27 protein-coding genes and 1 other annotated feature are annotated in these 26,896 nt (G+C 37.4%); of the genes, 18 read left to right on the top strand and 9 right to left on the bottom strand.

Annotated elements, in window-relative coordinates:
* The first annotated feature begins 1 nt into the window (after position 1).
* From JOC76_RS19610 to JOC76_RS19585, 6 genes are all read left to right on the top strand, one after another.
* A complete protein-coding gene (locus JOC76_RS19610) occupies positions 2-955 on the top strand; it encodes an efflux RND transporter periplasmic adaptor subunit (protein WP_205180479.1) in 954 nt (317 codons plus the stop codon).
* The gene (locus tag JOC76_RS19605; protein WP_239557836.1) at positions 955-1,665 is read left to right on the top strand and encodes an ABC transporter ATP-binding protein; all 711 of its coding nucleotides are present in this window, start codon (positions 955-957) and stop codon (positions 1,663-1,665) included. Before JOC76_RS19610 ends, JOC76_RS19605 begins: the two co-directional genes overlap by 1 nt.
* Entirely contained in the window at positions 1,643-2,809 is a 1,167-nt protein-coding gene (locus tag JOC76_RS19600; RefSeq protein ID WP_239557835.1) for an ABC transporter permease, read from the top strand. Before JOC76_RS19605 ends, JOC76_RS19600 begins: the two co-directional genes overlap by 23 nt.
* A gap of 92 nt (positions 2,810-2,901) precedes the next feature.
* Positions 2,902-3,573: a response regulator transcription factor gene (locus tag JOC76_RS19595; protein WP_205180478.1), complete on the top strand. Its 672-nt coding sequence runs from the start codon at positions 2,902-2,904 to the stop codon at positions 3,571-3,573.
* Between the two features lie 8 nt (positions 3,574-3,581).
* Entirely contained in the window at positions 3,582-4,847 is a 1,266-nt protein-coding gene (locus JOC76_RS19590) for a sensor histidine kinase (RefSeq protein ID WP_205180477.1), read from the top strand.
* Positions 4,848-4,948: 101 nt separating this feature from the next.
* On the top strand, positions 4,949-5,512 hold the full coding sequence (locus JOC76_RS19585; RefSeq protein WP_205180476.1) for a PepSY-associated TM helix domain-containing protein: 564 nt from the start codon (positions 4,949-4,951) through the stop codon (positions 5,510-5,512).
* A 40-nt stretch (positions 5,513-5,552) separates the two neighbouring features.
* On the opposite strand, the gene JOC76_RS19580 is transcribed toward JOC76_RS19585, so the two are convergent.
* Complete coding sequence (locus JOC76_RS19580; protein WP_205180475.1) at positions 5,553-6,437, bottom strand: cupredoxin domain-containing protein; 885 nt, start codon at positions 6,435-6,437, stop codon at positions 5,553-5,555.
* 102 nt (positions 6,438-6,539) lie between these two features.
* The gene (locus JOC76_RS19575) at positions 6,540-6,683 is read right to left on the bottom strand and encodes a hypothetical protein (protein WP_205180474.1); all 144 of its coding nucleotides are present in this window, start codon (positions 6,681-6,683) and stop codon (positions 6,540-6,542) included.
* 102 nt (positions 6,684-6,785) lie between these two features.
* Positions 6,786-7,010 (top strand) — a binding site (T-box leader).
* 91 nt (positions 7,011-7,101) lie between these two features.
* On the opposite strand from JOC76_RS19575, the gene proS reads away from it, so the two are divergent.
* Both proS and JOC76_RS19565 read left to right on the top strand, forming a co-directional pair.
* Positions 7,102-8,532: a proline--tRNA ligase gene (gene proS / locus JOC76_RS19570; protein WP_205180473.1), complete on the top strand. Its 1,431-nt coding sequence runs from the start codon at positions 7,102-7,104 to the stop codon at positions 8,530-8,532.
* A 418-nt stretch (positions 8,533-8,950) separates the two neighbouring features.
* Positions 8,951-9,511 (top strand): GNAT family N-acetyltransferase, encoded by a 561-nt coding sequence (locus tag JOC76_RS19565; RefSeq protein WP_205180472.1) that lies wholly within the window; start codon positions 8,951-8,953, stop codon positions 9,509-9,511.
* Between the two features lie 222 nt (positions 9,512-9,733).
* Here the strand turns inward: JOC76_RS19565 and JOC76_RS19560 are convergent, their stop codons facing one another.
* Entirely contained in the window at positions 9,734-10,324 is a 591-nt protein-coding gene (locus JOC76_RS19560; RefSeq protein ID WP_205180471.1) for a YdcF family protein, read from the bottom strand.
* Positions 10,325-10,460: 136 nt separating this feature from the next.
* Between JOC76_RS19560 and JOC76_RS19555 the strand changes: the two genes are divergently transcribed.
* A complete protein-coding gene (locus JOC76_RS19555; protein WP_205180470.1) occupies positions 10,461-11,126 on the top strand; it encodes a vWA domain-containing protein in 666 nt (221 codons plus the stop codon).
* 32 nt (positions 11,127-11,158) lie between these two features.
* On the opposite strand, the gene JOC76_RS19550 is transcribed toward JOC76_RS19555, so the two are convergent.
* On the bottom strand, positions 11,159-12,007 hold the full coding sequence (locus JOC76_RS19550; RefSeq protein ID WP_205180469.1) for a DegV family protein: 849 nt from the start codon (positions 12,005-12,007) through the stop codon (positions 11,159-11,161).
* 250 nt (positions 12,008-12,257) lie between these two features.
* On the opposite strand from JOC76_RS19550, the gene hmpA reads away from it, so the two are divergent.
* The 5 genes from hmpA to JOC76_RS19525 all read left to right on the top strand — a co-directional run bounded on the left by hmpA (position 12,258) and on the right by JOC76_RS19525 (position 17,082).
* Entirely contained in the window at positions 12,258-13,469 is a 1,212-nt protein-coding gene (hmpA, locus tag JOC76_RS19545) for an NO-inducible flavohemoprotein (RefSeq protein WP_205180468.1), read from the top strand.
* 428 nt (positions 13,470-13,897) lie between these two features.
* Complete coding sequence (locus JOC76_RS19540) at positions 13,898-14,674, top strand: SGNH/GDSL hydrolase family protein (protein WP_205180467.1); 777 nt, start codon at positions 13,898-13,900, stop codon at positions 14,672-14,674.
* 12 nt (positions 14,675-14,686) lie between these two features.
* Entirely contained in the window at positions 14,687-15,601 is a 915-nt protein-coding gene (locus tag JOC76_RS19535) for an ABC transporter ATP-binding protein (RefSeq protein ID WP_205180466.1), read from the top strand.
* Positions 15,594-16,574 (top strand): ABC transporter permease, encoded by a 981-nt coding sequence (locus JOC76_RS19530; protein ID WP_205180465.1) that lies wholly within the window; start codon positions 15,594-15,596, stop codon positions 16,572-16,574. Before JOC76_RS19535 ends, JOC76_RS19530 begins: the two co-directional genes overlap by 8 nt.
* Positions 16,575-16,713: 139 nt before the next feature.
* Positions 16,714-17,082, top strand: coding sequence for a VOC family protein (locus JOC76_RS19525; protein ID WP_205180464.1), 369 nt, complete (start codon positions 16,714-16,716; stop codon positions 17,080-17,082).
* Positions 17,083-17,393: 311 nt separating this feature from the next.
* Here JOC76_RS19525 and JOC76_RS19520 read toward each other — a convergent pair whose 3' ends face one another.
* Positions 17,394-18,626, bottom strand: a complete 1,233-nt coding sequence (locus tag JOC76_RS19520) for an NAD(P)/FAD-dependent oxidoreductase (RefSeq protein WP_205180463.1) — start codon at positions 18,624-18,626, stop codon at positions 17,394-17,396.
* Between the two features lie 256 nt (positions 18,627-18,882).
* Here JOC76_RS19520 and JOC76_RS19515 point away from each other — a divergent pair, with 256 nt between their 5' ends.
* On the top strand, positions 18,883-19,428 hold the full coding sequence (locus JOC76_RS19515; protein WP_205180462.1) for a hypothetical protein: 546 nt from the start codon (positions 18,883-18,885) through the stop codon (positions 19,426-19,428).
* 58 nt (positions 19,429-19,486) lie between these two features.
* On the opposite strand, the gene JOC76_RS19510 is transcribed toward JOC76_RS19515, so the two are convergent.
* The 3 genes from JOC76_RS19510 to JOC76_RS19500 all read right to left on the bottom strand — a co-directional run bounded on the left by JOC76_RS19510 (position 19,487) and on the right by JOC76_RS19500 (position 21,583).
* Entirely contained in the window at positions 19,487-19,702 is a 216-nt protein-coding gene (locus JOC76_RS19510) for a twin-arginine translocase TatA/TatE family subunit (protein WP_205180461.1), read from the bottom strand.
* 81 nt (positions 19,703-19,783) lie between these two features.
* On the bottom strand, positions 19,784-20,269 hold the full coding sequence (locus JOC76_RS19505; protein ID WP_205180460.1) for a hypothetical protein: 486 nt from the start codon (positions 20,267-20,269) through the stop codon (positions 19,784-19,786).
* Between the two features lie 264 nt (positions 20,270-20,533).
* Positions 20,534-21,583, bottom strand: a complete 1,050-nt coding sequence (locus JOC76_RS19500) for a M42 family metallopeptidase (protein ID WP_205180459.1) — start codon at positions 21,581-21,583, stop codon at positions 20,534-20,536.
* A 372-nt stretch (positions 21,584-21,955) separates the two neighbouring features.
* Between JOC76_RS19500 and JOC76_RS19495 the strand changes: the two genes are divergently transcribed.
* The 3 genes from JOC76_RS19495 to ltaS all read left to right on the top strand — a co-directional run bounded on the left by JOC76_RS19495 (position 21,956) and on the right by ltaS (position 26,600).
* Entirely contained in the window at positions 21,956-23,092 is a 1,137-nt protein-coding gene (locus JOC76_RS19495) for an MGDG synthase family glycosyltransferase (RefSeq protein ID WP_205180458.1), read from the top strand.
* A 126-nt stretch (positions 23,093-23,218) separates the two neighbouring features.
* Positions 23,219-24,667, top strand: coding sequence for an MFS transporter (locus JOC76_RS19490; protein ID WP_205180457.1), 1,449 nt, complete (start codon positions 23,219-23,221; stop codon positions 24,665-24,667).
* On the top strand, positions 24,630-26,600 hold the full coding sequence (ltaS, locus tag JOC76_RS19485; RefSeq protein WP_205180456.1) for a lipoteichoic acid synthase: 1,971 nt from the start codon (positions 24,630-24,632) through the stop codon (positions 26,598-26,600). Before JOC76_RS19490 ends, ltaS begins: the two co-directional genes overlap by 38 nt.
* 27 nt (positions 26,601-26,627) lie before the next feature.
* Here ltaS and JOC76_RS19480 read toward each other — a convergent pair whose 3' ends face one another.
* Entirely contained in the window at positions 26,628-26,747 is a 120-nt protein-coding gene (locus tag JOC76_RS19480; protein WP_205180455.1) for a CorA family divalent cation transporter, read from the bottom strand.
* Between the last annotated feature and the right edge of the window lie 149 nt (positions 26,748-26,896).

The raw sequence follows: 26,896 nt of genomic DNA, 5'->3' as shown, positions 1-26,896 counted from the left end.
TATGAAAAAATGGATATTAATAGCGGTCGCTGCTTTAGTCATTAGTATTGCCGGTTATCAATGGTACGCATCCAAAACCAGTGCCGAGACAACATCAGAGGTTCGGACCTCCGTTGCTAAAAAAGGGACATTAGATGTAAACATCAGTGGTGCCGGTGCAGTTCAGGCGGTGACCAGCCAAGAAATCATGTCCACATTTAATAATGATGAAATTGATGAGGTTTTAGTTGCGACAGGTGATCAGGTAAAAAAAGGGGAAGTCCTCATTACATTTACAGATGGCAGTGACCCCATTACAGCGCCTGCAGCTGGAAAAATAACGAGCGTTTCAGTTTCCGCAGGGAATAGTGTTACTTCCGGCGAAGTTGTTGCCCATGTAACGGACTATAGTGGATTACAAACAGCAGTTCAAATTGATGAACTTGATATTTCAAAAATCCAAAAAGGGCAAACGGTCAACTTAAAGGTAAGTGCATTCCCTGACGAAAAGTACACTGGAAAAGTAACCGATATTTCAAAAGAAGGTACTTCTTCAAACGGTATTTCTACCTTTACGGTGACAATCACAATTGATAAGATTGCAAACCTTAAAGTAGGGATGAGCGTGGAGGCTAGTATTTTAACGGAAAGTAAACAAAATGTCATTTATGTTCCACTCGATGCAGTCCATACATCAAATGGTAAAAAATATGTCAATGTTGTTTCATCAGTTGATACTTCAAACACAACAAAGAAAACTGTAACAACAGGCATTGCCAATGAAGATTATGTAGAAATTACGGAAGGACTTTCAGCGGGAGATACCGTACTACTTCCCAAATTAGCTAAAGCAAGTACAACAACCACTACAACACAGGGAAATAGTTTATTTAGCGGTATGGGCGGAACAAGTACTATGAGAGGAATGTATCGTAGCAGCGGTACTGGACAGTTTAGTGGAAGGAGTGGAAACTAATGACTAAACCGATTATGCAAATTAGTAACCTAAAAAAAGCGTATAAGCTCGGCGGTGAAATCGTCCATGCCTTAAATGATGTTTCCATTGAGATTCAAAAAGGAGAATTCTTAGCGATTATTGGTCCATCAGGTTCTGGTAAATCTACATTGATGAATATGATTGGATGTCTTGATAAACCACAATCGGGAAAATATTTGCTTGATGGAAAAAATATTTTCCAAATGGATGACAATGAGTTAGCGACCATTAGGAATCAAAAAATCGGCTTTATTTTCCAAAACTTTAATCTGTTAATGAAATTAACAGCGATCGAAAATGTGGAACTTCCGTTATTATATGCCGGGGTACCTGCAAAGGAACGTAAAGAGAAGGCTCTTGAGGCATTAGAAAAAGTGGGATTAAAAGATCGGGCAGGGCATTTGCCAAACCAGCTTTCAGGCGGACAACAGCAGAGGGTTGCCATTGCTAGGGCACTTGCTGGAAATCCAGCCATTCTATTAGCCGATGAGCCAACCGGCGCACTAGATAGTAAAACCAGTAAGGAAATCATGCAAATTATGAAACAATTAAATGAATTGGGCCATACCATTATCCTGATTACCCATGATCTAGACATTGCCAAACAAGCAAAACGAATGGTCAGTATCCAGGATGGACAATTACAGGAAAATGGAGGTGAACTCATTGGGCATCTTGCAATCCATTAAAATGGCTCTTAAAAGTATAAAGGGAAATAAACTTAGATCTGTTTTAACCATGCTGGGCATGATTATAGGGGTTTCATCCGTTATCGTTCTTGTTTCCATTGCTCAAGGTTCGACAAAAAATGTGACAAGTCAAATCAATCAATTAGGTTCCAATCTATTAACGGTAAGTACATTTAGCACAGATGTGGCCTTAACAGAGGAGAAAATTACTGAACTAAGTAAAATCGATGGTGTAAAAGCAGTGTCACCGGTTGTAAGTGGGCGGGTAAATGTGAAAAAAGACCGAACCACTTCACAAGTTAGCATCACAGGAACGAATGCAGCTTATTCATCGGTCCGTGATACCAAGGTAAGTTCCGGTCGATTTATCACTGATCTCGATATTGAATATAGGCAAAAAGTTGCCGTGATCGGATCATCTACAGCTACTACCTTCTTTGGGACAGAAAACCCTGTTGGTCAATATCTGCAAATTGAAGGGACTTCTTATAAAGTGGTCGGTGTACTAGTCTCAAAAGGTAGCTCAATGGGTCAAGGTGGGGACAATACAATTATCGTCCCACTTAGTACCGGTCAGCGTCTAATTGGAAGTACAACAATCAGCACAGTATACTTACAAGGAAAAAGCGAAGACCAAATGGATGCTGTAATGACTTTGGTTCAAGATAAAATGGCTTCCCTTTTCCCAAATCAAAGTGATTCATATAGTGTAACAAATCAACAGGATGTTATGGATACGATGAGCTCCGTTTCTGATACGATGACCTTAATGCTAGGTGGAATTGCTAGTATTTCCTTGTTAGTCGGCGGAATTGGAATCATGAATATTATGCTTGTATCCGTTTCTGAACGAACAAAAGAAATTGGTATACGTAAAGCCATTGGAGCAAAGAGACGAGATGTGCTAGTCCAATTCTTAATTGAAGCGGTTGTCTTGAGTGGTGTCGGCGGGATCATAGGGATTATCTCAGGATTAGGGATAGGCCAGCTAGTGTCTTCCTTATTCAGCCTAAGCGTTTCATTCTCTACGAACGTTATCCTATTCTCGTTCTTGTTCTCATTAGTAGTTGGAGTAGTATTTGGTGTATTCCCAGCGAATAAAGCGTCCAAGCTAAATCCAATTCAGGCTTTAAGATATGAATAATACATTGGGAAAAAGAAGCGGTACGCTCCTGTTGCGTCCGCTTCATTTCCTATATAATGAAAGGAATTATTTTGTTTGAAGGAGAGATAGAAATGCGTTTACTCGTGGTAGAGGATAACCTTTCTTTATTAGAATCAATTGTTGAACTTTTATCAGATGAATTTGAGGTCGATCAAGCAGCAAATGGTGAGGATGCCTTATTTCTAGCGATGCAAAATATTCACGATGCGATTGTGCTAGATGTCATGATTCCTGAAATAGATGGCTTTGAGGTATTAAGGACGATTCGGAAGGAAGGATTAAAGATTCCTGTCTTATTCCTAACGGCAAGAGACTCATTAGAAGATCGCGTTAAGGGATTAGATACTGGTGGCGATGATTATTTAACAAAGCCGTTTCAAGCTGCTGAACTAAAGGCTAGGATACGTGCCTTACTAAGGAGGAGCGGCAGTTTAACGACTAACCAAACGATTCAGTATCGTGGAATTGAATTACTAGGCAAAGAGCGAGACATTATTGTGGATGGGGAATCCATTAAACTAACGGCCAAACAATATGAACTCTTAGAATATTTAATACAAAATAAAGGCGTCATATTAACAAAAGAACAAATCTATGATCGCGTTTGGGGATTTGACTCTGATACAACCGTAGCCATTGTAGAGGTTTTCATGCATCATCTTCGTAAAAAATTAGAGCCCTTTGGATACCATTCGGATATCAAAACCATACGAGGCGTCGGCTACATGCTGAATGAAGAGTAGGGGAAGCTATGTTTCGTCAAACACACATTAGGCTTACTTTCATCAATTCGATTGTTTTTATCGTTTTAATTAGTATTCTAGGGAGCATTATTTATTTTTATACGGATAATAAATTATATGAGGATGTGAACCAATCCTTATTGAAATCCGTTGATCATTATCAGAATACAGACGGTCCGGAGGATTCGCAAGGTGGCAAACTTGGAGAAGGTGACCAGGCACCAAAATTTATGGGAAGAGATCCGCGAATATTAACGTTAATTTGGGATGAAAACGGAAATTTACTCGCAGGGGAAAATCGTGGGACCATGATATTTCAAGGGAATGAAAAGCTTATCCGTCCGAAAAAATACGGCACGTTAGAGGATGTCCAAGTAGAGGACTTTTCGTTTCGATATGTCGCTTTTAAGACGGAATTGCCTCAAGTCGGGAAAATAACAGTTCAAGTTATTCGTAACGTCAATTCTGAAAAAGAACTATTAGATAGGCTGTTATTAATCATCCTAATTGGCTGTGGGGTAGGGATTATTTGTGCGGTTGCATCTGGTTATTTCTTAGCGGGCAGGGCGTTGGTACCGATTAAAAAATCATGGCAAAAGCAACAGCAATTTGTTTCAGATGCCTCACATGAATTAAGAACACCTTTAGCGGTCATTCAAGCTAAAACAGATCTTCTGTTTAGAGCCCCTCAAGCAACTATTCAGGAAAAAATATTAGATGTGTCGACGATTTCAAAAGAATCCAGACGACTTTCAAAACTCGTGACAAATCTATTAACACTGGCCAGATCAGATTCGGATCAACTTGAAATGAAAAAGTCTACGTTTCAATTGGATGAACTATTAAAAGAAATTCTACAACAGTATGAAGAGATTGCGATGTATCAAGAAAAAACTCTGCGCTTAGAGGCACCTGAACCTGTTGCCTTCTTGGCGGATAAGGAAAGATTTCATCAATTAATCGTCATTCTATTAGATAATGCGATAAAGTATACCAAAGAGGGTGGAGATATTTTACTTTCCTGTACTCAAAGTCATTCCTCCATATCTTTAAAAGTAGAGGATACGGGAATTGGAATTCCTGAAAAGGATATTCCGAAAATCTTCGACCGTTTTTATCAAAGTGATAAAGCACGGACGGAAGCTGAAGGAACGGGTTTGGGCTTATCGATAGCAAAATGGATTATTGATAAGCACCATGGAAAGATTAAGGTTCACAGTATTGTTGGTCAAGGAACAAAAATTGAAATAACTTTTCCGAAGTCCCAAAAATAATTTTGGGGCTTCTTCGAATCTTAAGAAAAACTTAAGGAAACAGTTTCATAATCTTCTTGTCAACTTAAAACTTGCTTTATGAATTTGAGAGGAGAAATAGGATGAAACAAACCAGAAAAGCTCATTTATGGATTGGTTTAATTGCGTCTATTTTTATTTTTATGGAGTCATTAACCGGTTTATTAATGAATGAACCATGGTTAATCGGCCAAACTTCACTTGAAGGCGGTAAAGGTAATTTTCAACAAGGTCAAATGAATCAAAGCCAATTTAACAACGGTCAAACAACTCAGGGACAATCCAGACAAGGAATGACCCAAAACTCTGGCCAAACAGGCGGTCAAACACAAGGGCAAAATGGTAGTCAATATCAGAGGTTTAATGGAAATGGCCAATTTCAAGGACGTGGTAATTTTAACGGTACAGGGAATTTTCCAGCTGGCATGACGATGAACAGGCAAGGAATGGGTCAAACCTCAGCAATGGGTATCATTCGCGGTCTCCACGAAGGAAGAATCGGTAATACAGATATTAAATGGTTAATTGATTTAATTGCACTTGCCATGATGGCATTAACAGGTACGGGCGTCTATTTATCATTTAAGGTACTAGCAGCAGAATCAAAACGCAAAAAGCGCCAAGCAGATATGATAGAACCATTGTAATTAAGGAAAAGAACACGAGTTTTGGCTCGTGTTCTTCTTGTTATTCGACAATGATCTTTCCTCTAAACATGTTCATTCCACAGTTAAACGTATATTCTCCTGTTTTATCTGGTGTAAATGAAAGCTTGGTCGTTCCAGCCTTTAGCTTTAAATTGTTGATATTGAAATCTTGGATCATAAAAGTTGATAAACAGTTACTGCTATCTAAAGGGTTTATAATATCGAGTTCTACAGGAACGCCTTTTTTGACCCGGATTACGTTAGGCGAATAGCCCGTTTCTTTTATCTGTATTTTTACAATTGGTTTGCTTTCTGTGGTTACATTTACTTCCGAACTGGACGTTTCTTGGCTGCTTGTTGCTTGTGTTTGTGCCGTATCGTTTTTACTTGGAATCTTTACCATGTCACTGCTATACATAAATAAAAATAAAGAAACAAGGACAATTCCTCCTCCAATGATCGCAAATGGCGACAGCTCTTCTGTGTTAATAGAAAACTTGGAGTTGGTGGTAACATAAATATAAACAATAACAAAGCCGATTATGACAATGAAAAAACCTAATAGGATCCCTAGCAAGATTGTTGGATTAATATATTGCAGGAAAAGTCCAAGAATGGCTCCATTTATACTACCCATTAATCCAGAAATGGCCCCCATCAGTATAGCTAAAATCCCTACGGGGTGTCCCGCTAAGAATCCGAAAACAAACCCAATAATCATGCTGACACCAACTGTTAGGAACGTCTCACCGGAAATCATTCCGACGATACTTCCGACAAGTAAACCAGTAATTACGGCAATCACCATACTTATCAGGATTCCAGGTGTATTATTCAGTTTGCGTTTATTTCGGTAAACGAGAAAAATAGAAAAACTTGTGCCGATAGCAACAATAATGGCGGAAATAATTGAAAATATTTTCATGTTCGTCTCCTCTTATGTGGCTTCATAATTTAACAACATAAGAGTATTATAATTGTAAAAATTGTTTTGTAATGGAAGTTTCCTTTGATTAATATGAACGTTTTATGACTCTTGTTGGTCATTTTTGTTTTTATCTAAAGTGTTCTTAAAGATTCTTTTTAAGGCCTCATTTTGAAGTTTCATGTATTCGAGTAAAACTTCTTTTTCCTTTTCCTCTTCTTCATATTCTTTCTTTTCTTTGGTCATTTGGGGACCCCTTTTTGTCCTGATTTTGGTTGCGGAGTAAAATAATCCATAAATGATTTGACTTTTATTATAGAGAAATATATAATTTTTTCAAAAATACTATTTGAAACGATGATGGGGATTAGTAAATTGATTTAGTCTTACCAAGAGAGGAAACTAGTGGTGTGAGGTTTCTTAAGACAATCATTTGAACCTGCCTCTGAGTTCTGTATCGGATTATGATTTGAATTTGAAGATACATGCGGATAAAATCCGTTATCATGTGAGAGAGTTTAAAGCTGTTGCTTTATGAATTTAGGGTGGTACCGCCAGACCTTGGTCCCTTTTTTTGGATCAGGGTCTTTTTGTGTTTAAAGCGTAGTCACCCTTATTGCTTGAGATCTCTTGCTATATTTTAAAAAAATGATGAGGTGTCAAAATGGCTAAGGAATTTGTAAAAGATGTAACCAGTATGGACGAGGATTTCGCCCAGTGGTATACAGATGTTGTAACGAAAGCAGATCTAATTGATTATTCCAGTGTTCGTGGTTCCATGATTATCCGCCCTTATGGATATGCATTATGGGATAATATTAAAAACGAGTTAGACCGTCGTATTAAAGAAACAGGGCATGAAAATGTCTATATGCCATTATTTATTCCTGAGAGCCTGCTGCAAAAGGAAAAAGATCACGTCGAAGGTTTTGCACCAGAAGTAGCATGGGTGACACATGGAGGTTCGGAACCATTAACTGAACGATTAGTTGTCCGACCAACATCAGAGGTGTTATTCTGCGAGCATTACAGCAATATCATTCATTCCTATCGTGATCTTCCAAAATTATATAACCAATGGGCGAACGTAGTCCGCTGGGAAAAAACAACCCGCCCATTCTTAAGAACATTAGAGTTCTTATGGCAGGAAGGCCATACTGCCCATGCGACAGATGAAGAGGCCATGGAAGAAACGATTAAAATGTTAAATGTGTATGCAGCCATTTGTGAAGAGATTCTTGCGATTCCGGTTGTAAAGGGTCAAAAAACAGAGAAGGAGAAGTTTGCTGGGGCAAAAGCTACCTTTACGATTGAAAGCTTAATGCACGATGGAAAAGCATTACAATCTGGAACTTCTCACCACTTTGGAACAGGATTTGCGGAGGCATTTAACATCCAGTACACGGACAAAGAAGGTAAACTGCAATATGTTCATCAAACATCTTGGGGCTTTACAACTAGAATTATCGGCGCTTTAATCATGGTACATGGTGATGACCGCGGTTTGGTGATTCCTCCAAAGGCTGCACCAACACAGGTGATGATTGTTCCAATCGCGCAGCATAAAGAAGGCGTACTTGATTTTGCTTATGATTTGAAAAAATCACTAGGTTCTGTTGCTCGTGTCGATATTGATGCAAGCGATAAAAAGCCAGGCTGGAAATTCAATGAGTATGAAATGAAGGGGATCCCTGTTCGTCTTGAAGTGGGACCTAAAGATATTGAAAATAAGCAAGTTGTGTTAGTAAGAAGGGATACTTTAGAGAAGGTCATTGTTTCTTTAGACGAATTAGAAACCAAGCTTGTTGAATTGTTAGATGATATTCAATCTAACCTTTATAATAAGGCGTTAAATCATCGAGAAGAGAGAACATCAGTTGCGGCCACTCTTGGTGAATTAAAGGATACTCTTGAAGCGAAACCAGGGTTTATCAAAGCAATGTGGTGCGGCGAGTTAGCCTGTGAAGAAAAGATCAAAGAGGAAGCGGGCGCAACTTCTCGTTGTATTCCATTTGAGCAAGAACAAGTGGCTGACAAATGTGTCTGCTGTGGAAAAGAAGCAGACAAAATGGTTTACTGGGCAAAGGCTTACTAAAATATATTTAAGGGCTCTTCCATTATGGAAGGGTCTTTTTATTTATGGGCACTGGAGCACATTGTTATATGGCGGTTCATGAGGACCATCTTAGAGAAAAAACGGTATAACTTGTCCTCATAGAAGGTTTATGAGGACCATCTTAGAGAAAAAACGGTGTAAGTTGTCCTCATGGGAGGTTTATGAGGACAAACTCAGGGAAAAAGCGGGTTAACTTGTCCTCATGGAAGGTTTATGAGGACAGTCTCTGGGGAAAAATAGGGATCCTTGTCCTCATGGATGGTTCATGAGGACAAGCACAAAGAAAAAATCAGGTAACAATTCCTCAAAACGTTGCATTATACGAATTATCTAATTAATAAAGGAAAACCAAAGTTCAATAGAGAATCTTAATTATTCAGAAGGGGGAAATATATTCATGAAACCAATATTAATAGATTTTCCAGAAGAAATTTATACGGAAAGACTATTTATTCGTAAAGTGATGCCTGGTGATGGAAAAGTAGTATATGAAGCCATGATGGCATCTATTAATGATCTGAAACCATGGATGCCTTGGGCTAATAGGGAGCAAACCGAACAAGAAGTTGAAGCCAACCTAAGGGACGCACATGCTAAATTTTTAACAAGAGAAGACCTTAGGCTTCATATTTTCAATCGGGAAACCGGTCAATTTATCGGGGCAACAGGACTTCATCGGATGAACTGGGATGTACCAAAGTTTGAAATTGGCTACTGGATTGATTCACGCCATAGCGGAAATGGTTATATTACAGAATCAACCAAGGCAATCACCGAATTTGCCTTCCGAGAACTAAATGCCAAACGTGTAGAAATCCGTTGTGATAGTAAAAATACCAAAAGCCGAGCAATCCCTGAGAAATTACGATTTACTCTAGAAGGCATTTTAAAAAATGACGGCATTTCTGCAGATCGACAAGAACTCCGTGATACCTGTATCTATGCAAAAATCCAATAAAAGAAAACTCGACATCCATTGTAATGGGTTTACAAATGGGCGCAAACTGTAAAAAGCAGGTCAATCACTTCGCCATTTAATTCACAGGAAAATCACAAGAGGACTTGCCCTTCATACACGGTTGAAGGACATTTTCCATGTTGCCCAATCGAGTTTTGTCCTTCATAACAGGGATGAAGGACATTTTTCATCTGTTCCAATCCAAAATTCGAGTTTTCTTTGCTAAAAACCTAGTAGATATCTATCTAAATAGTATTTTGTAATCGCTAAATATTCACGAGAATATGATTTAAACACCGCCATCCATGGTGTCTCCGCAGATAAGCCCTTTACCCTCAACCCTTGGTACTGAGCTAAAGATATCGCACGATATAGATGAAAACTACTGGTCACAACTACAATACTTTTTTCCTGGGGGGGTAGGAGCCTTTTGGAGAACTTAATATTTTCGTATGTATTTGTAGAACGGTCTTCTAATAAAATACGAGATTCATTGATCCCTTGCTTAACGAGTTCTCTTTTAATAGCGTCCGCTTCAGAAATATCTTCACCTGGTCCCATTCCGCCTGAAGCAATCACAACCGATTTTTTGTTTTCTTTTAGGTACTTTGCTGCAGTATCAATCCTGCTGGCTAAAACCAATGATGGTTCCACGCCGTTTACCCTTGCTCCAAGAACGATAAGATAATCTGCATTCCTAGGAGCTTTTAGGTTACTATATTGGTAAATTTTTACTTGTAAAAAGACTGCATATACAAGCCCCAATCCAATAAAAATATTTAATAATCGTAACAAGCTTTTATTTTTCTTCATTTTTTCAAACCCATTTCACAAATTTTATAAAACTATATTATACAAAATAATCTAACATATTTTTCAAATGAAGTATAATAACAGAAGATGCTAATATTCTAGGAATCGCACCATACTTAAGTGGGAGGAATATATAATGTCATCCATAAGTTTATTGAAACAAAAAGCAGGAGTTGTTTTAGAAAAAAAGAAGCTTTCCAAAGTTGTTGCGAGAGTTGGATTAGTGCTGGATATATCAGGTTCGATGAGAGGCTTATATAAAAATGGTACTGTCCAAAAGGTTGTGGAGAGGATTCTAGCGGTTGCCAGTCAATTTGATGATGACGGTACATTAGATGTTTGGGTCTATGATAACGAATTTTCTAGGTTGAAATCCGTAACAGAGCGGGACTTTGTAAATTATGTGGAAGAGTATATTTTAAATAATGATCTCATACATAAGTTTGGAAGAAATGATGAACCACCAGTGATGGAAGATGTTATAAAGAAGTATACAGTTGAGTCACCTTCCCCGGAGCCTGCTTTTATCGTTTTTATCAATGATGGAGGATGTAAAAGAACGATTAAGAAACCTGTAGTTGAATCTTCCAACAAACCAATCTTTTGGCAATTTGTAGGAATTGGGGATTCTAATTTTGAAGTACTAGAAAAATTAGATACGATGGAAGGTCGCTTTGTAGACAATGCTAACTTTTTTCATATTAAGGATATTGAAAAAACAACCGATGAAGATTTGTATAACCAATTGCTAAATGAGTTTCCGAGTTGGCTAACGGAAGCCAAAGCCAAAGAAATTTTATAAAACAAGAAAAGGACTGACGGATAATCAGTCCTTTATTCGCACACCCACGAAAGTCCAATCGTCCCGACACCGGTATGGACGCCTGCAACCGGGATAAGCATCATTATTTCTGTTTCGATTCCTGGGAAGTTTTCGTTAATGTTTTCTTCCATAACAGCAGCCTTATTGAGATCGTTCGCATGAACAATCGCTACTTTTTCCACTGTTTTCGTTTCAAGATCTTCTCTTAATTTAGAAGCCAGCCAGGCAATGGCTTTTTTATCTGTCCGAACTTTCTCCTTAATCTGTGCAGCTCCAGCTTCAATCGATAAAATCGGTTTAATATTAAATAGGGAAGCCAATATTTTTTGTCCTCCGGAAACCCGCCCGCTTTTGTGAAGTTGATCCAAATTGGATGGAACCAAATACAAACGAGTTTCGCTCCGTAAAGCATTTAGTTCAGAAACAACTTCTTCAGCGTCCAAGCCCTGCCCGACAAGTTCAATCCCTTTTTTAATCAAATGAGAAAGCGGGTAAGAACCAATTTGGGAGTCGATCGCATATAATTTGAAATCTTCCATATTAGCCGCCATAACGGATGACTGATAAGTCCCTGTTAACACACTAGAAGCATGAATCGCGATTCCGAAATCGTAATCTTCTTTTAATTTCTTATAGAGCTCAACAAAATCATTAATAGAAGGCTGGGACGACTGGAACTTCCCTTCCTCGGTTTTCATCCGCTCATAAAATTCCTGATCTGATATATCAATTGTTTCTTTATAAAATTCATCATTTATGACAACATGTAAGGGAATCACATATATGTGATGTTTTTCAATAAATGATTTGCTTAAGGTAGCAGTTGAATCAGTTATCCACGCAATTTTTGCTTTGCTCATCTTAATTCTCTTCCTCCGTAGATACTCTCAAAATAAAGTTCGGAAAACTATAATTAACATTACTATAATGAAAACAGTTTCACTAGTTATATTTGTCATGTTAAATTTGAATAATTTGTGAAAATATAAAAGAATCTAGTAAACTTATTATACAAACATATGAAAGTGTGATTTAGATCACATAGTCACCTATTTTTTTATCATATAATCACTATGGAAATAGTGATAAATAGTTAAGGAGTGTTACAAAGTGTTAGATCAAAAGAATATTGACATTATTAAATCAACAGTACCAGTCTTAGAAATGCATGGAGAAACGATAACTACCCGCTTTTATCAATTAATGTTTGGCAATCATCCTGAATTATTAAATATCTTTAATCACGCTAATCAAAAACAAGGAAGACAGCAAAAAGCGCTTGCCGGAACCGTTTATGCAGCGGCAATGTATATCGATAATCTTGAAGCAATCCTTCCAGTCGTTAAGCAAATTGCCCATAAACACAGAAGTCTTGGGATCAAGCCAGAACACTATCCAATTGTAGGAAAACATCTTTTAATGGCTATTAAAGATGTTTTAGGTGATGCTGCAACAGATGAAATTATTAACGCATGGGCAGAGGCTTACGGCGTGATTGCTGATGCTTTTATTAGTGTGGAAGCAGAAATGTATGATGAAGCTGAGCACCAGCGTGGAGGCTGGGATGGATTCCGTCAATTCATCGTTGAACGTAAAGTAAAGGAAAGTGAAGTAATAACTTCATTCTACTTAAAACCAGAAGATCAACGTGAAATAGCTAGTTTTATGCCAGGGCAATATATTAGTATTAAACTAGAAATGGAGGGTGAGAAGTTTACTCACATCCGTCAATATAGCCTTTCAGATGCACCTGGAAATGACTACTACAGAATTAGTGTAAAACGTGAGGCAGGTACAGCTAATCCTGATGGGATGGTTTCAAACTACTTACATGATAATGTAACTGAAGGAGACATTCTGAAAATAAGTGCACCTGCAGGTGATTTTATCCTAGATACAGAAAAAACAAACCCTGTTGTTTTACTAAGCGGAGGTGTCGGATTAACACCAATGTTAAGTATGTTAAAAACAGTTGTTGAGGTACAACCTGAACGGAACGTGACATTTGTTCATGCAGCAGCAAATAGCAATGTGCATGCATTAAGAGACGAGGTTGAACAGATATCAGCTCGTGACAATGTCAATTCCTTTGTTTTCTATGATTCACCGACTGATGAGGACCGTTTAAATGAACAATTTGATGTAGAAGGCTTTGTAACAGGTGACTGGATAAAGGATCATGTTTCGATTGAGGATGCAGAATTTTATTTCTGTGGTCCAGTGCCATTTATGAAATCAATCAATCGTTCTTTAAAAGAATTAGGTGTAGATGAAAGCAGAATTCACTTTGAATTCTTTGGCCCTAAGGGGAATTTAGAATAAAAACAAAAAAGCAAGCCGATTTCCATATGGAAGTCGGCTTGTTTTTTATATAAAAGGTAAGAATTTTCGACTTCGAAAATTGTCCAGCTTCAGGCGTCATCGGCTCGAGGTCACAAGCTTATCCAGTTGCGGCTCCTTGGGACTCGTAGTCTAAGCTGCCCCCTGAAGAAGGCAAAAAGCGCCTTCTTACAGGGGATATCTTAGCCTAAAGTCCCAGAACAGTCGCCTCCACTTTTAAATCAATCCGTCCAAAAGGTTAAAAAACAACCTTTCGGCCGGCTCGTCTTGTGCTTGTCGCCGAAAGCTAAACGCCTTACGCTTTTCTTTGTCAAATTCACGAAATTTTAATGTTGAAAAACCCTTGAAAAGTTTGTTTCAAACTGCAACTGTGATTAAATAATAGAAAAAGGCCAGAAAGGGTGTCATACATGGGTAAGAATACCATCCGGACCATTACGGCTGTTGGGGGATTGTTTTGTCTCCTCTGGCTGAGTGGACTTGCCTGGGCTGTAAGCGAATATTATGCTGGAAAACCGGATAAGGTTCCAGCTGCAAATACTGCTACTCAAAAGGTGGAAAACACAAAGGGTCTAACGATCGTAGCACTAGGAGACTCGTTAACAAGAGGGACCGGTGATGAAACTGGAAAAGGGTATGTTGGAGATTTAACTGATGAAATTAAGAAAAAAACCAAAAAGCAGGTACAGTTAACCAATTTAGGCATTAATGGTCAAACGTCAAACCAGCTTCGTAAACAAGTTCAACAAACAGAAGTAGCCCGTCAGATTAAAAAAGCGGATATCGTGTTAGTCACCATTGGTGGAAATGATTTGTTCCGAGGCGGGCAAGGATTAACCGATTATTCATCCGCCAATGTAGCAAAAATCGAAAAACAATATCTTGCTAATTTGAAGTATATCTTGGAGCAGATTCGAAAGAACAACCAAACGGCCAATGTGTTTTTTATTGGCTTATACAATCCGTTTATTGAATTAGAGCAGGGAAAGGAAATGTCAAAGGTAGTCCGCCATTGGAATTATGACAGTGCTGAAATAAGTGCAGAATTCCCCAAAATTGTTTTTGTACCAACATTTGATTTGTTTGAACTAAAGGTTAATGACTATCTTTATTCAGACAAATTTCATCCGAACTCAAAAGGGTATCGTTTAATTGCTGAACGTGTAGCCTCACTGCTTACCTGGTAAGGAGAAGAAATTATGGAAAAAAAAATAACCTTAGCTGTAGAAAATCTAAAAAAAGTCATAGGAAAAAGAGAAATCATTAAGGGTCTCACATTTGATTTGCATGAAGGAGAAGTATTTGGGTTCCTAGGACCAAATGGAGCTGGGAAAACAACAACCATTCGGATGCTGGTGGGACTTATAAAACCCACCTCAGGGACCATCTATATATGCGGTAGTAATGTAGCAGAAAAGTTTCAAGATGCCATGAGCAATCTTGGTTGTATTGTAGAAAATCCGGAATTATATCCATACTTATCAGGCTATAATAATCTGCTTCATTTTGCCCGAATGCTTGAAGGGATAGGGGAGGAGCGCATTAAGGAGGTTACTGAGCTGGTCGGCTTAACAGATCGGATTCATGATAAAGTCAAAACCTATTCATTAGGAATGCGTCAGCGCCTTGGGATTGCTCAAGCTCTTTTAGGTCGCCCAAAGGTATTGATTTTAGATGAACCGACCAATGGATTAGATCCAGCAGGAATTCGTGAGATGCGTCAGTTTATCCGTTTTTTGGCAGAACAGGAGGGGCTAAGCGTTCTTGTTTCGAGTCATTTGTTAAGTGAAATTCAATTGTTATGTGACCGAGTTGCCATTATATCTAAAGGAACGATTATTAAAATAGATACGGTAGAGCAGCTCCTTGCAAACCGGGAACGAGTTGTTTGGCGAATATCTCCGCTTGAAAAAGGAAAGCAAGTACTGGGATCATTGACTGCTATTGAAGTAAAAGAAGATGGAACAGTTGTAACAGAATTCAATGAGCAGAAAACATCGGAATGGAATAAACAGCTTGTCACAGCAGGTGTGTCTGTTACAGAAATAAATCGGAAAATGCCAGTATTGGAAGATTTATTCCTCGAGCTTACAGGGGGTGACTCGATTGAATAAATTGATTCAAAATGAAATGATGAAACTGATCGCCAAAAAGAGGCTTGTCGTTATTGCTTTGATTATTGGTGTTCTAGTCATGCTATTTACATACGCACAATATAAGCAGGTCCAAACACAGCGAGAAAAATTAGGAACAAGTGATTGGCGGACCATTTTGCAGCAGCAAATCGTTGATACAACTAACCGTCTTAGCAGCAGCAGGATATCTGATGAATGGAAAAAACAACTACAAATCTCTTTGCAGCAGCAACAATATTATTTGGATCATAACATCAATCCATCGGAGCCGGGTGCACCAACATTCATGCGGATCTTTTTAGAAAACTCAATTGATTTATTTATTCCTTTAATGGTCATGGTGATCGCAAGTGATTTGGTATCTTCAGAACACAGCCTCGGTTCCATTAAGCTGCTGCTGACAAGGCCGGTAAAAAGGTGGAAGGTACTCCTAAGTAAATACATTACACTTTGCATAGCCGTTTCGTTGATTATTGCGATAGCAGGGATCCTATCCTATGTAATTTCGGGATTAGTCTTTGGTTATAAGGGATGGGGGGCGCCCATCTTAACTGGGTTTAATGTAACTGATACAGGTTTAAACACTGAGGATGTAAGACTACTCAGCCTTTGGAAGTTTCTTTTAATGGATTTTGGTTTGGTATGGTTTGTAGCTCTTGTGGTTGGTACCTTATCGTTTATGTTGTCTGTCCTCATTCGCAGCACCGCGGCCGGAATGGGAGTCATGCTTGCAGCACTCATTTCAGGTGCCATACTAAGTAATATGGTATCTTCTTGGCAATCAGCAAAATACTTTTTTATGGTCAATCTGCGGTTAACAGATTATATGACCGGAAATGCACCGCCAATTGAAGGAATGACTCTTTCCTTCTCGATGATGGTATTATTCATCTGGTGGGCATTGGCATTGATTGTTTCATTTACGGTATTTACAAAAAAAGATGTTTATTAAATCCTAGCTATTCCTGTTGATGCAGGAATAGCTTTTTTAGAAGTCAAACGTTGAAAATGTAGCGATTTCCACCTTATAATTTGATGGAAAATTAATAATTTTATAAAATAATGATGAAGCCCAAAAGGGAGGGGTCTAAATGGCATTTGCGATAAAAAAAATTGATCACGTTCAATTAGCTGGTCCGAAAGGTTGCGAAGATTCTGCCAGAAAGTTTTTCTCTGGCATCCTTGGTTTAACTGAGGTTGATAAGCCAGAAGAGTTAAAAAAGCGAGGTGGGGTTTGGTTTGAGTTTAGTACCTTCCAGCTTCATATTGGGGTGGAAGAACCCTTTTCACCTGCTAAAAAGGCACACCCAGCCTTTGTGGTTGATAATATAGAAGAATTAAAAAGTCAGCTAAAAGAACACAGCATTGCCTTTGCGGAAGATGGTCATCTTCCTGGTGCAAGTAGAATCTATGTCTTTGACCCGTTTGGAAACCGTCTAGAATTTATCGAGTGGGATTAATAAGAACCTTCTGCTAATAAGAAAAGCGTAAGGCGCCTGCCTATCGGCGACAAGCACAAGACGAGCCGGCTGAAAGGTTGTTCTTTAACCTTTTGGACGGATTGGCTTGTGACCTCGAGCCGATGGCGCCTGAAGCTGGACAATTTTCGAAGTCGAAATGCTATCTAATATAAATAAAATTAGCCCCATCCACACTGTAGTGGAATGGGGCTTTTTGCCTTCAAAATCTAGGGGGAAAGGCAATTAATTTTGGGATGTTCTATTTAATCGATGGCTGATAGGAGGGGGGATCCTACGCCAGAAAACGAACATTAATGATTTTTACTCTTTACAGTTACTTGGATTGGTGTACGATTGACACCAAAATGCTGCTTCATCATTAACGCTGGACCGCCTAAATGGAAGAGATAACGAGCTTCTATGACGTGTTTCATGAACGCTCCGATAATGCCAGATAAGCAGATGTTGCCAACACGACCTACACCAACTTTGAGTCCAATGGATGCAACAGAACCCTTATTGTGATATTCAAATCTCTGTAAAGCTTCACCGCGAATCAGTGCTACGATATTTTTGGCACAAACAGGTGCTTGCTGAAGTGCAACTTGAGCAGTAGGAGCTAATGCATTCTTTTCATCCTTCATAAATAGGGAGCAGTCTCCTAAACTAAAGACATTCTTCATGTTTTTAACCCGAAGATCAGGATCCACGGCAATCTTACCTCTTACAATTGGCAACCCCCAATTATGAACAATCGTGTTTCCCTTTACACCGCAAGACCAAATTAATGTTTTAGTTGGAATCTCGCAATTGGGTTCGATAACAACCTTTTCAGGAGTACATTCAAGAATCTTTCTACCTGTAATTAATTCGATATTCATTTTCTCTAATACTTCAGTTGTATACTCAATGGACTGTTTAGGGAAGAACGGAAGCACAGATGGAGCTGCCTTGATTGCTACGATTTTAACTTTTTCAAATGGAATATGGTATTCTTTACATAGTTTTGGCAGACCATCTGCAAGCTCACCCATCAGTTCAATACCAGTAAAGCCGCCTCCTGCCACGACAAAGGTTAAACGGGAAGGATCTTGATCTTGTTTATATAAGTTGAATTGTTTAATAATTTGATTATATATAGCTTTTGAGCTTCTAAAACTTCTAATCTGGAATGCATTTTCTTTAATACCAGGTGTTCCGTATGTTTCAACTTCAAATCCTAATGAGATTAAAAGATAATCATATGGAACCGTGTTTCCGTCTTCAAGGTGTACTTCTTGGTTTTTAGTGTCAACGGATGATACGGTTGCTTGTAAAAAGTGAGTTTTTCTAGGATTAATAAGTTCAGGAATAGACATCGCAATTTGACGATCAGAGGCTGTTCCAACAACTGTTTTATGTAACTGTGTTGTAATGTAATGATACTGATGTTTATTAATTAGGGTAACATCTGCTTCTTCTGATTTTAATAACTTTTCAAGACTAGTAGTTGTGATAACCCCGCCATATCCGGCACCTAAGATAACAACTTTTGGCTTTTTCATAAACTCCCCACTCCAAACCTTTTTTATCTATCTATTTGTGAAAAAATTCACATTAAAAGCGTTAAAAAAAACGAGCAGAACTCTAACCTTTTGTGAAAATATTCACAATTAATTTATGATTATAGATTACGTCATTTAATAAAATTTCTCAAGTGTATTTTACAAAAAATTTGTCAATTTGGTAAATTTTTTTAAAAAAAGGGCATGATAATCCCGTACTTAAGAGAGTTTTTTGACTAATGGAAGGAGTTATGTGATGAAACTGAAGGGATTAGTTTTTACATTAGCTTTTTTAATAATGCCATCATTTGCATTAGCGAATGATATGGTTCCAGTCAATCATGAAGAAAAACCGTGTGATTGTCAGGATGGGAAATACCAGAAGAGGACCCATAAAGATTGGCAAGCCATGATGGCTGAAAGAGAGCAAAAGCTCCTTGCCTGGGTAAACCAATATACTCCAGAAAAAAAGGCAGAATGGACCAAAGTGCTCGAGGAAAAGAAAAATCTCCGCAGCCAATGGATGAGTCCGAAAAATGCAGCCAAGCGTGAGCAATGGAAAAAGGAAAGAATGGCAAAAATGGAACAATTAAAAAAACAGTTTGAAGCAGGTAAGATCACAAAAGAGGAGTTCATTAAACAAGCACATGGAGGGAAAGAGATGGGACATTGGAAAACCTTCCATGAGTTAAGGATTGCTGTTGATAATAAGGATAGCAAACAGGCAGCCATTCTTTTAAACAAGTTGTTAGAGCAAACCAAGCAGCAAAATCAGTTAATGAAAGAAAAATTAGCAAAATAATCATAAGAGGTAAAAAAAAGAGGCATCTCTTTTCAAAATGGGATGCCTCTTGTTATCCTTATTTTTTTAAGTTGATAGGTTCTTTTTTAGCTTCAATAATATCTTCTTTGATTTCTTCTTTGATATCATCCGCAATGCCTTCAGTCGCTTTTTTGAACTCGCGAATCGATTTACCGAATGCCCGTCCAATTTCAGGGAGTTTGTTAGGTCCAAAAATAACTAATGCCACTGTAAGAATTAAAATCAAGCCTGGAACACCAATGTTAGAAAACATTCTTTCATCTCCTAGTGATGAGTATTATTCAATCATATGTCATTATAACGCGATTTCATTAATCGTTCTAGTAAGGAAATGTTACGAAAAATTGGCATGGATAAAAAATAAAATGAAGAAAATCATTGCGAGTATGAAATGCCAATTATGATCCTTTCGTTTAAAGCGCTTGAGCCCCATATAAAGTAATGGAAGAAGTCCTAGGGCTGCAACCATTCCTGAAATATAAGAAAAGTCCAGTTTAAATCCTCTCAAAATCGCTAAATTGACATGGAGTAACACAACTCCTGTTGAAAGTAGAGCAAACGGAACATGCCATTTACGGACTAACTTTCCAACAAATTGTAAAATGGTATTTAACTCAACCGCTCCCCATTTTAGACTTTTCAACTGTTTATTTTTCATTATTAGAAAGATTGGATAAATAGAGAGGGCAGCATAGAAACCGATTTGTGCAATCGAACCAAACTGTTTAAAGGTTCCTTTATATTGTCTGAAATCTTGTGTCATTAATTGATTACGATACAAATAGACAAATAGTACTTCGGTAAATAGTAAACAATCCAAATGTGATGATTAGAAAATGATTAATTAGTTTTCGTTCTTTTGGATTAGGGATAGAGTTAGCCAAGAAGCCATTTTTCCTTTGTGAAAGGGAATCCTGTTTCAAGATTATCACACCTCCTTTTCCATTTTTTATGATTATAAAGGGCATTTATGAGAATTAAATGAGAAACGCTTTCTGGAGGAAAAAATTCTAGATGGTTTAGTTAAAGATGTAAACAACAACTGGAGTAAGAACTCCGGCTGTTGTTTTTGGAGAAAAAGGGATTAAATCACTAACTCGGATTGAACATAGAAATATAAAAGTTTAGCTGTATTTTCAAGGGAAGAAATATGTGTCCGTTCAAACGCATGGGATGAGTCGATACCCGGTCCGATTAAGCCATGTACAATGTCATGACCTGAACGAATCGCCGCAGAGGCATCAGAGCCGTAGAAGGGATATATATCAAGTTTGTACCCGATATTATTTTCTTGGGCAAGATGGATCAATTGTTTACGTAATCCATAATGATAGGGTCCGCTGGAATCCTTTACACAAATGGAAACGGTATATTCATTGGTAGACTGTCCGTCACCTATTGCTCCCATATCAACTGCCAAGTATTCCACCGTTTCTGGGGATATATTGGAGTTGCCACCATACCCAATTTCCTCATTGTTAGATATTAAGAAATGGGTGGTATACGGTAATGTAATTCCTTCTTCAACAAGTTGCTTAATCAATTGCAGTAGTATGCCTACACTCGCCTTATCATCCAAATGGCGTGATTTAATATAGCCGCTTGGAGTGATTTCACACCGTGGATCAAACGAAACAAAGTCTCCCACTTCAATGCCGAGTGTCCGTACTTCTTCAGCTGTATGTACTTTTTCGTCAATTCTTATTTCCATATTGTCCTGATTTCGTTCGGCTTTGCCGGCGTCTTTATAAACATGGACAGAGGTTTGATGCATAAGAATGGTTCCTGTATATTTTTTGCCGCTTTGGGTTTCAATTTGACAGTATTCACCCTCGATGGAGTTATACCTAAAACCGCCAATGAGGTCTATTTTTAATCTTCCATTTGCTTTTATTTCCTTTACCATGGCTCCAAGGGTGTCAACATGTGCGGTCAGCATTCGGTGTTTGCTGGTATCTTGTCCTTCAATTGTGGCAATGATGCCGCCTTTGCGATTTCGATAGGCAGGAATCTGTAATTCTTTAAGGAAATTTTCAACAAAGGTAATAACTTCGTTCGTATTGCCAGATGGGCTCGGAATCGATACTAAATCAGCTATCAACTTGGTTGTTTCCTCTGGATTTATTAGCCCCATTTTTAGGACCCCTTTCTAAATTTGCTCAATTTTATTATACCTAATCTTTTAAAGGAGGGTGTACTATTATTATTTGAACTAACATGCCATTTATTTAATGACAGAATGATACCATTTGTTTTATTCTATTTAGGAAGATACTCCTAACGTTTTCATTTTTGCCATTTTAATAAAATATTAATGCAAAATTAATATAAATTACTTTTTTTTTTACATAAATAGTGTATATATTAAAGGTTAGGGATTAGAAAAAAATGTTAGAGCAATAAATTTGGATATTTACCATGTTAAATGTGTTTATTACATAAATTTTTTTCAATACGATAGTAAACTAATAGATGGTGATATTTGGATTTAGGTGGGGTAAAATTTATGATAAAAAAAGTATTAATAATTTCTTCTGATAATACGGGGCATGGACATAAAAGTATTACAGAATCTTTGAATGAAAAATTTAATCAAGATACTGATATTGAGGTTAGCGTAATAGATGGCTTTTCACTTGGTGGAAATTTTTTGATGAAAATTGGTAAGGCATATGGACCTATAACAAGAATGTCAGAAAATTTATGGGAAATGGTATTTAACTTTTCTGCTAAAAACCCAGAATTGATAAATAGTTTTATCGAACTTCAAATAACGAAAAACTTTTTAAAAGTATTGAATGATATAAAACCTGATATCATTTTATCTGTACATCCAAATTTTAATGGATCCATTCTAAATATTTTAGAAAAACAAAATATTAAAATACCTTTCTTTGTTCTTATCGCCGATCTTGTTAACATTTCCCCGCTTTGGGCCGATAAACGAGCGGACTATACAATCAGTCCAACGATCGAAGCGCGGGACAAATGTATCTGTTATGGCTTACCGGCAGAAAAAATTAAAGTCCTAGGATTTCCAGTTCGTTCGAGATTTTTTAGAGGCAGCACGAATAAAAAAATTAGTTATAGTGGTGGTGGACCATTAAAATGCTTAATCATGAGCGGTGGTGAAGGTTCAGGGAATATGCTGAACATTGCTGAAATACTGCTGAATGATTTTGATTGCCATGTAAAAATTGTAGCTGGAAGAAATAAAAAGCTAAAATCCATTTTAGAAGAATCGCTCCTTAACAAATATGGAAATAAGGTTGAGATATTTGGGTTTACTGAAAATATCCAAGATCTTATGTTTGAATCAGACATAGCATTTACAAGAGGAAGCCCAAATGTAATGTTTGAGGCGATTTCTTCCAATACCCCCATAATTATTACTGGAGCTTTACCAGGCCAAGAAGAGGACAACCCAAACTTTGCAGAGAAGTTAAATTTGGGCGTAATATGCGAGGGAACAAGTGAAATTAAACTTACAATCAGCCAGTTGCTTGAAAATGATGCTGAAAAATTAAAAGCAATTATTGATTGTCAAAAAAATTACATAAAGCCTCATGTGGCAGAAGAGATTATTGAATTCCTATTAAATGTAGAAAATCTATCTGAAAGAAAATCGCGCCAGCTTGCATAATCGGCAGCTAGAAAGTTTTATAATAATAACAAGAAAAATTTTTGGTGAGGAACTCTTGGGTTCCACACCTTTTCTATATGTTGGTAAATAAACAAAAGGATAAAATCTTTAGAATAAAGGTGTTAAATGTATTTAAAAAGTAAAGTTTCCAAAACATATTTCACAATCGCCGTATTTATTGCCCTGGCAGCATTTGATAATATCATCATTGGCTTATTTCCACCACTTTTTAAATATATAGCACAGGACCTAAATGTGGGCATTTCTAAATTAGGAATTGTGTCTGCGGTAAATATCTTATTTACAGCAGTATCTTCCGTATATTGGGGCTATCTCTCTGGGAAATTCAAGCGAAAAAGACTAATAATGATTGGAACACTTATTTGGGTTGTATCCGTCTTTCTAACAGCCATAAGCAAAAGTTATTTTCAGTTGCTTCTCTTTCAAATTTTCACCGGGATTGGTTTAGGCTGTATCGCCTCAATAGGGTTTAGTATATTAACGGACTATATTCACTATGAAAAACGGGGTATGGTTTTAAGTCTTTGGGGCATGGCACAGGGGTTGGGAGGGATCATCGGCTCTCTTTTGGCTTCTTTAACTGCAACTAGCCATAGTTGGAGATGGCCTTTTGAAATTGTAGGTTTCATTGGTTTTTTACTCATTTTTTTATATTTTTTTGTAGAAGAACCATCGCGTGGTCAGTCAGACCCTGAACTGAAGGAACTTGTGAAAAAGGGCCAGTCCTATACGTATCTTATTGAAACAAAGCATATCACCTCAATCTTATGGAAAAAAAGTAATGTGTTTCTATTTTTACAGGCCTTTTTTATGAATATTGCAACAGGAAGTCTAATATGGATTCCTACCCTGTTTATTTTTAAAATTCAACAGCAAGGCTATAGTGTGGAAACAGCAATGATTGCTTCAGGTTATCTTTATGCCATTTTTCAAATTGGCGGGATGACTTCGGTTTATTTTGGACATCTTGGTGACAGGTTTCAAAAAAAATCGTATAAGGGAAGAGCTTTATTTACGTCTATTTTTGTCATTCTCACCATGCCTTTTTATATTTGGATGTTTAACACTCCAATGGACAACCTAAAGCTGCCTAGTGATTCTAACGCGATTTTCATTTTTGTTCAATTAATTAAACAAATTTTCATCAATCCATGGATGGCATTACTATTTGTCTTATCTTTAGCTGCTTCTGCGGCGCAGTCTGCAAACACGCCAAACTGGCTTGCTCTCATAACGGATGTGAATCTTCCAGAACATCGAGGAACTGCCTTTAGTGTGGCAAATCTTTTCAATAGTTTAGGTAGAACTATTGGGAACTTGGGATTCGGCATACTGTTGGGGATTCTTTCAAACCACTATCAAGGACCAAATGGTTATGCCATTAGCTTATCCGTCTTACAGATTTTTCTTATTCCGTCTGCTTTATGTTATTTTTTTATGGCGAAAAAAAATATGTCTGATATACATCATGTGAAAGAAACATTAAGGCAGAGATCCAATGAGTTAGAGGTGAGCCATGAAAAAAATGTTTCGAAAAGGTCAAAAATATATTAATACGTATTTTGGCTTTTTTGTTTTAGCAGTGTTCTTCCTGTGGATTAAAACATACTTAACTCAACTAACCCAGTTTAAATTAGGAATGGAAAGTCCATTCCAGCAGTTTCTTTTATTTATTAATCCTCTAGGTTCTGTACTACTTTTTTTAGGTCTTTCCTTCTTTGTGAAGGGACGAAAAAAGTATAGATGGTTAATGGTTATTTATTTTCTTTTATCTGTTCTGTTATATAGCAATATTTTATATTACAGATTCTTTAATGATTATATTACGTTACCCACATTAACTCAGACAAAAAATGCAGGAGATTTAGGTGGCAGTGTCATTTCTTTGTTAAAACCATATGACTTTCTATTTTTTATTGATTTTTTATTGTTAATCGCACTGCTCTGCTATAGAGTTGTAGAAATTCAGATGACAGATTTGAAACGGAAGAATATATCTGCTTTTTATGCGCTAACGGTCACGATCCTATGTACTAATTTAGGTCTTGCAGAAATTGACCGCCCAGAATTATTAACGAGAGAGTTTGACCACAATTACCTTGTGAAATACATAGGGTTATACAATTATGCGCTTAATGATGTTGTTCAAAGCACCAAAGCATCGGCACAGAGAGTGATGGCTGACAGTAATGATATTACAGAAGTCGATAATTATACAAGATCTCATTATGCTGAACCGGATCCTGCCTATTTTGGAAAAGGCAAGGGCATGAATGTCATTTATTATCATCTAGAATCCTTTCAAAATTTTCTAATTAATTACAGATTAAATGGTGTAGAAGTGACGCCATTTTTAAATTCCTTGTCTAAGGATAAACATACACTTTATTTTGATCATTTTTTTCATCAAACAGCGCATGGTAAAACATCCGATGCTGAGTTTATGCTGGAAAATTCGTTATATGGGCTATCTCAGGGTTCTGCCTTTATGTTAAAAGGGTTAAACACTTACCAGGCGGCACCTGCTATATTGGGTCAGCATGGTTATTCCTCTGCCGTATTTCATGGGAACTCGGGAAGCTTTTGGAATCGGAATCAAATTTATAAATCGTTTGGTTATGATATGTTCTTTGATTCTAGTTACTACAAGATGAATGCTGATGACCTTACTGAGTATGGTCTAATGGATAAGCCATTTATAAAGCAGTCCATGCCACTCGTGAAAACGCTTAAACAGCCGTTTTATGCGAAGTTTATTACCTTAACAAACCATTTTCCGTTTTACATGGCTAAAAAAGACGCCACAATTGAACCAGCTACTACTGGAGTCTCTTCTGTGGATTCTTATTTTCAAACTGCCAGGTATGCGGACGAAGCTGTAAAACAATTTTTTAGTGACTTAAAAGAATCCGGATTGGCTGACCATACAATGGTTATTTTATATGGGGACCATTATGGAATCTCCAATGAAAACAGTCCAGAGATGGGAAAAATCTTGGGGAAAGAAATAACTCCATTTGAAAGAACAGGTTTACAAAGAGTACCTTTATTCATTCACGTTCCTGGAATGAAGGGAGGAATAAACCATGAATACGGTGGGCAGATTGATCTTCTTCCAACACTTCTTCACTTGTTGGGCATTGATTCGTCTCCATACATCCAATTTGGAACAGATTTGTTATCCAAACAGCATGATGATTTGATCCCTTTCCGTAATGGGGATTTTGTTAGTTCGAATATCACCGCAAATGCAGGAAAATACTATGACACTGCTACAGGACAGGAACTCGCTAATGAATCTTTAGCTGCTGCTGAAAAGGACCAGCAAATTGTCAATATGAAGCTGACTCTATCTGATAAAGTGGTTAATGGTGATTTACTGCGGTTTTACACTCCAAAAGGTTTCGTTCCAGTTGACCAGTCAAAGTACAACTATAATAAAGACCGATATTTACAATCAAATAAAATCATACAAAAATCCCGGTAGTAATACCGGGATTTTTATGTTTGTTTATTAAAACCAGCCCTTTTTCTTAAACAAGAGAAACATTGATAATCCGATGATTCCCATCAATATTAGAGCATAGCCATATCCATATTCCCATGATAATTCGGGCATGTGTTTAAAATTCATCCCATATATGAATAGTTGATTGACTAAATCTTATTAGCCCCCTACACTTCTATGTTTTTTGGGAGAATCCTTCAATAATTATTCTATATGAGATTGAAGAATGATAATTAGTAGTTGGAGGACATAGCCTCGGTGCGAGGACAGCACTC

Origin of the sequence: Neobacillus cucumis (assembly GCF_016908975.1) — a bacterium.
Lineage (GTDB): Bacteria > Bacillota > Bacilli > Bacillales > Cytobacillaceae > Neobacillus > Neobacillus cucumis.
Note: the sequence above shows the minus strand (reverse complement) of the source record. Positions and strands in the feature narration are given on the sequence as shown.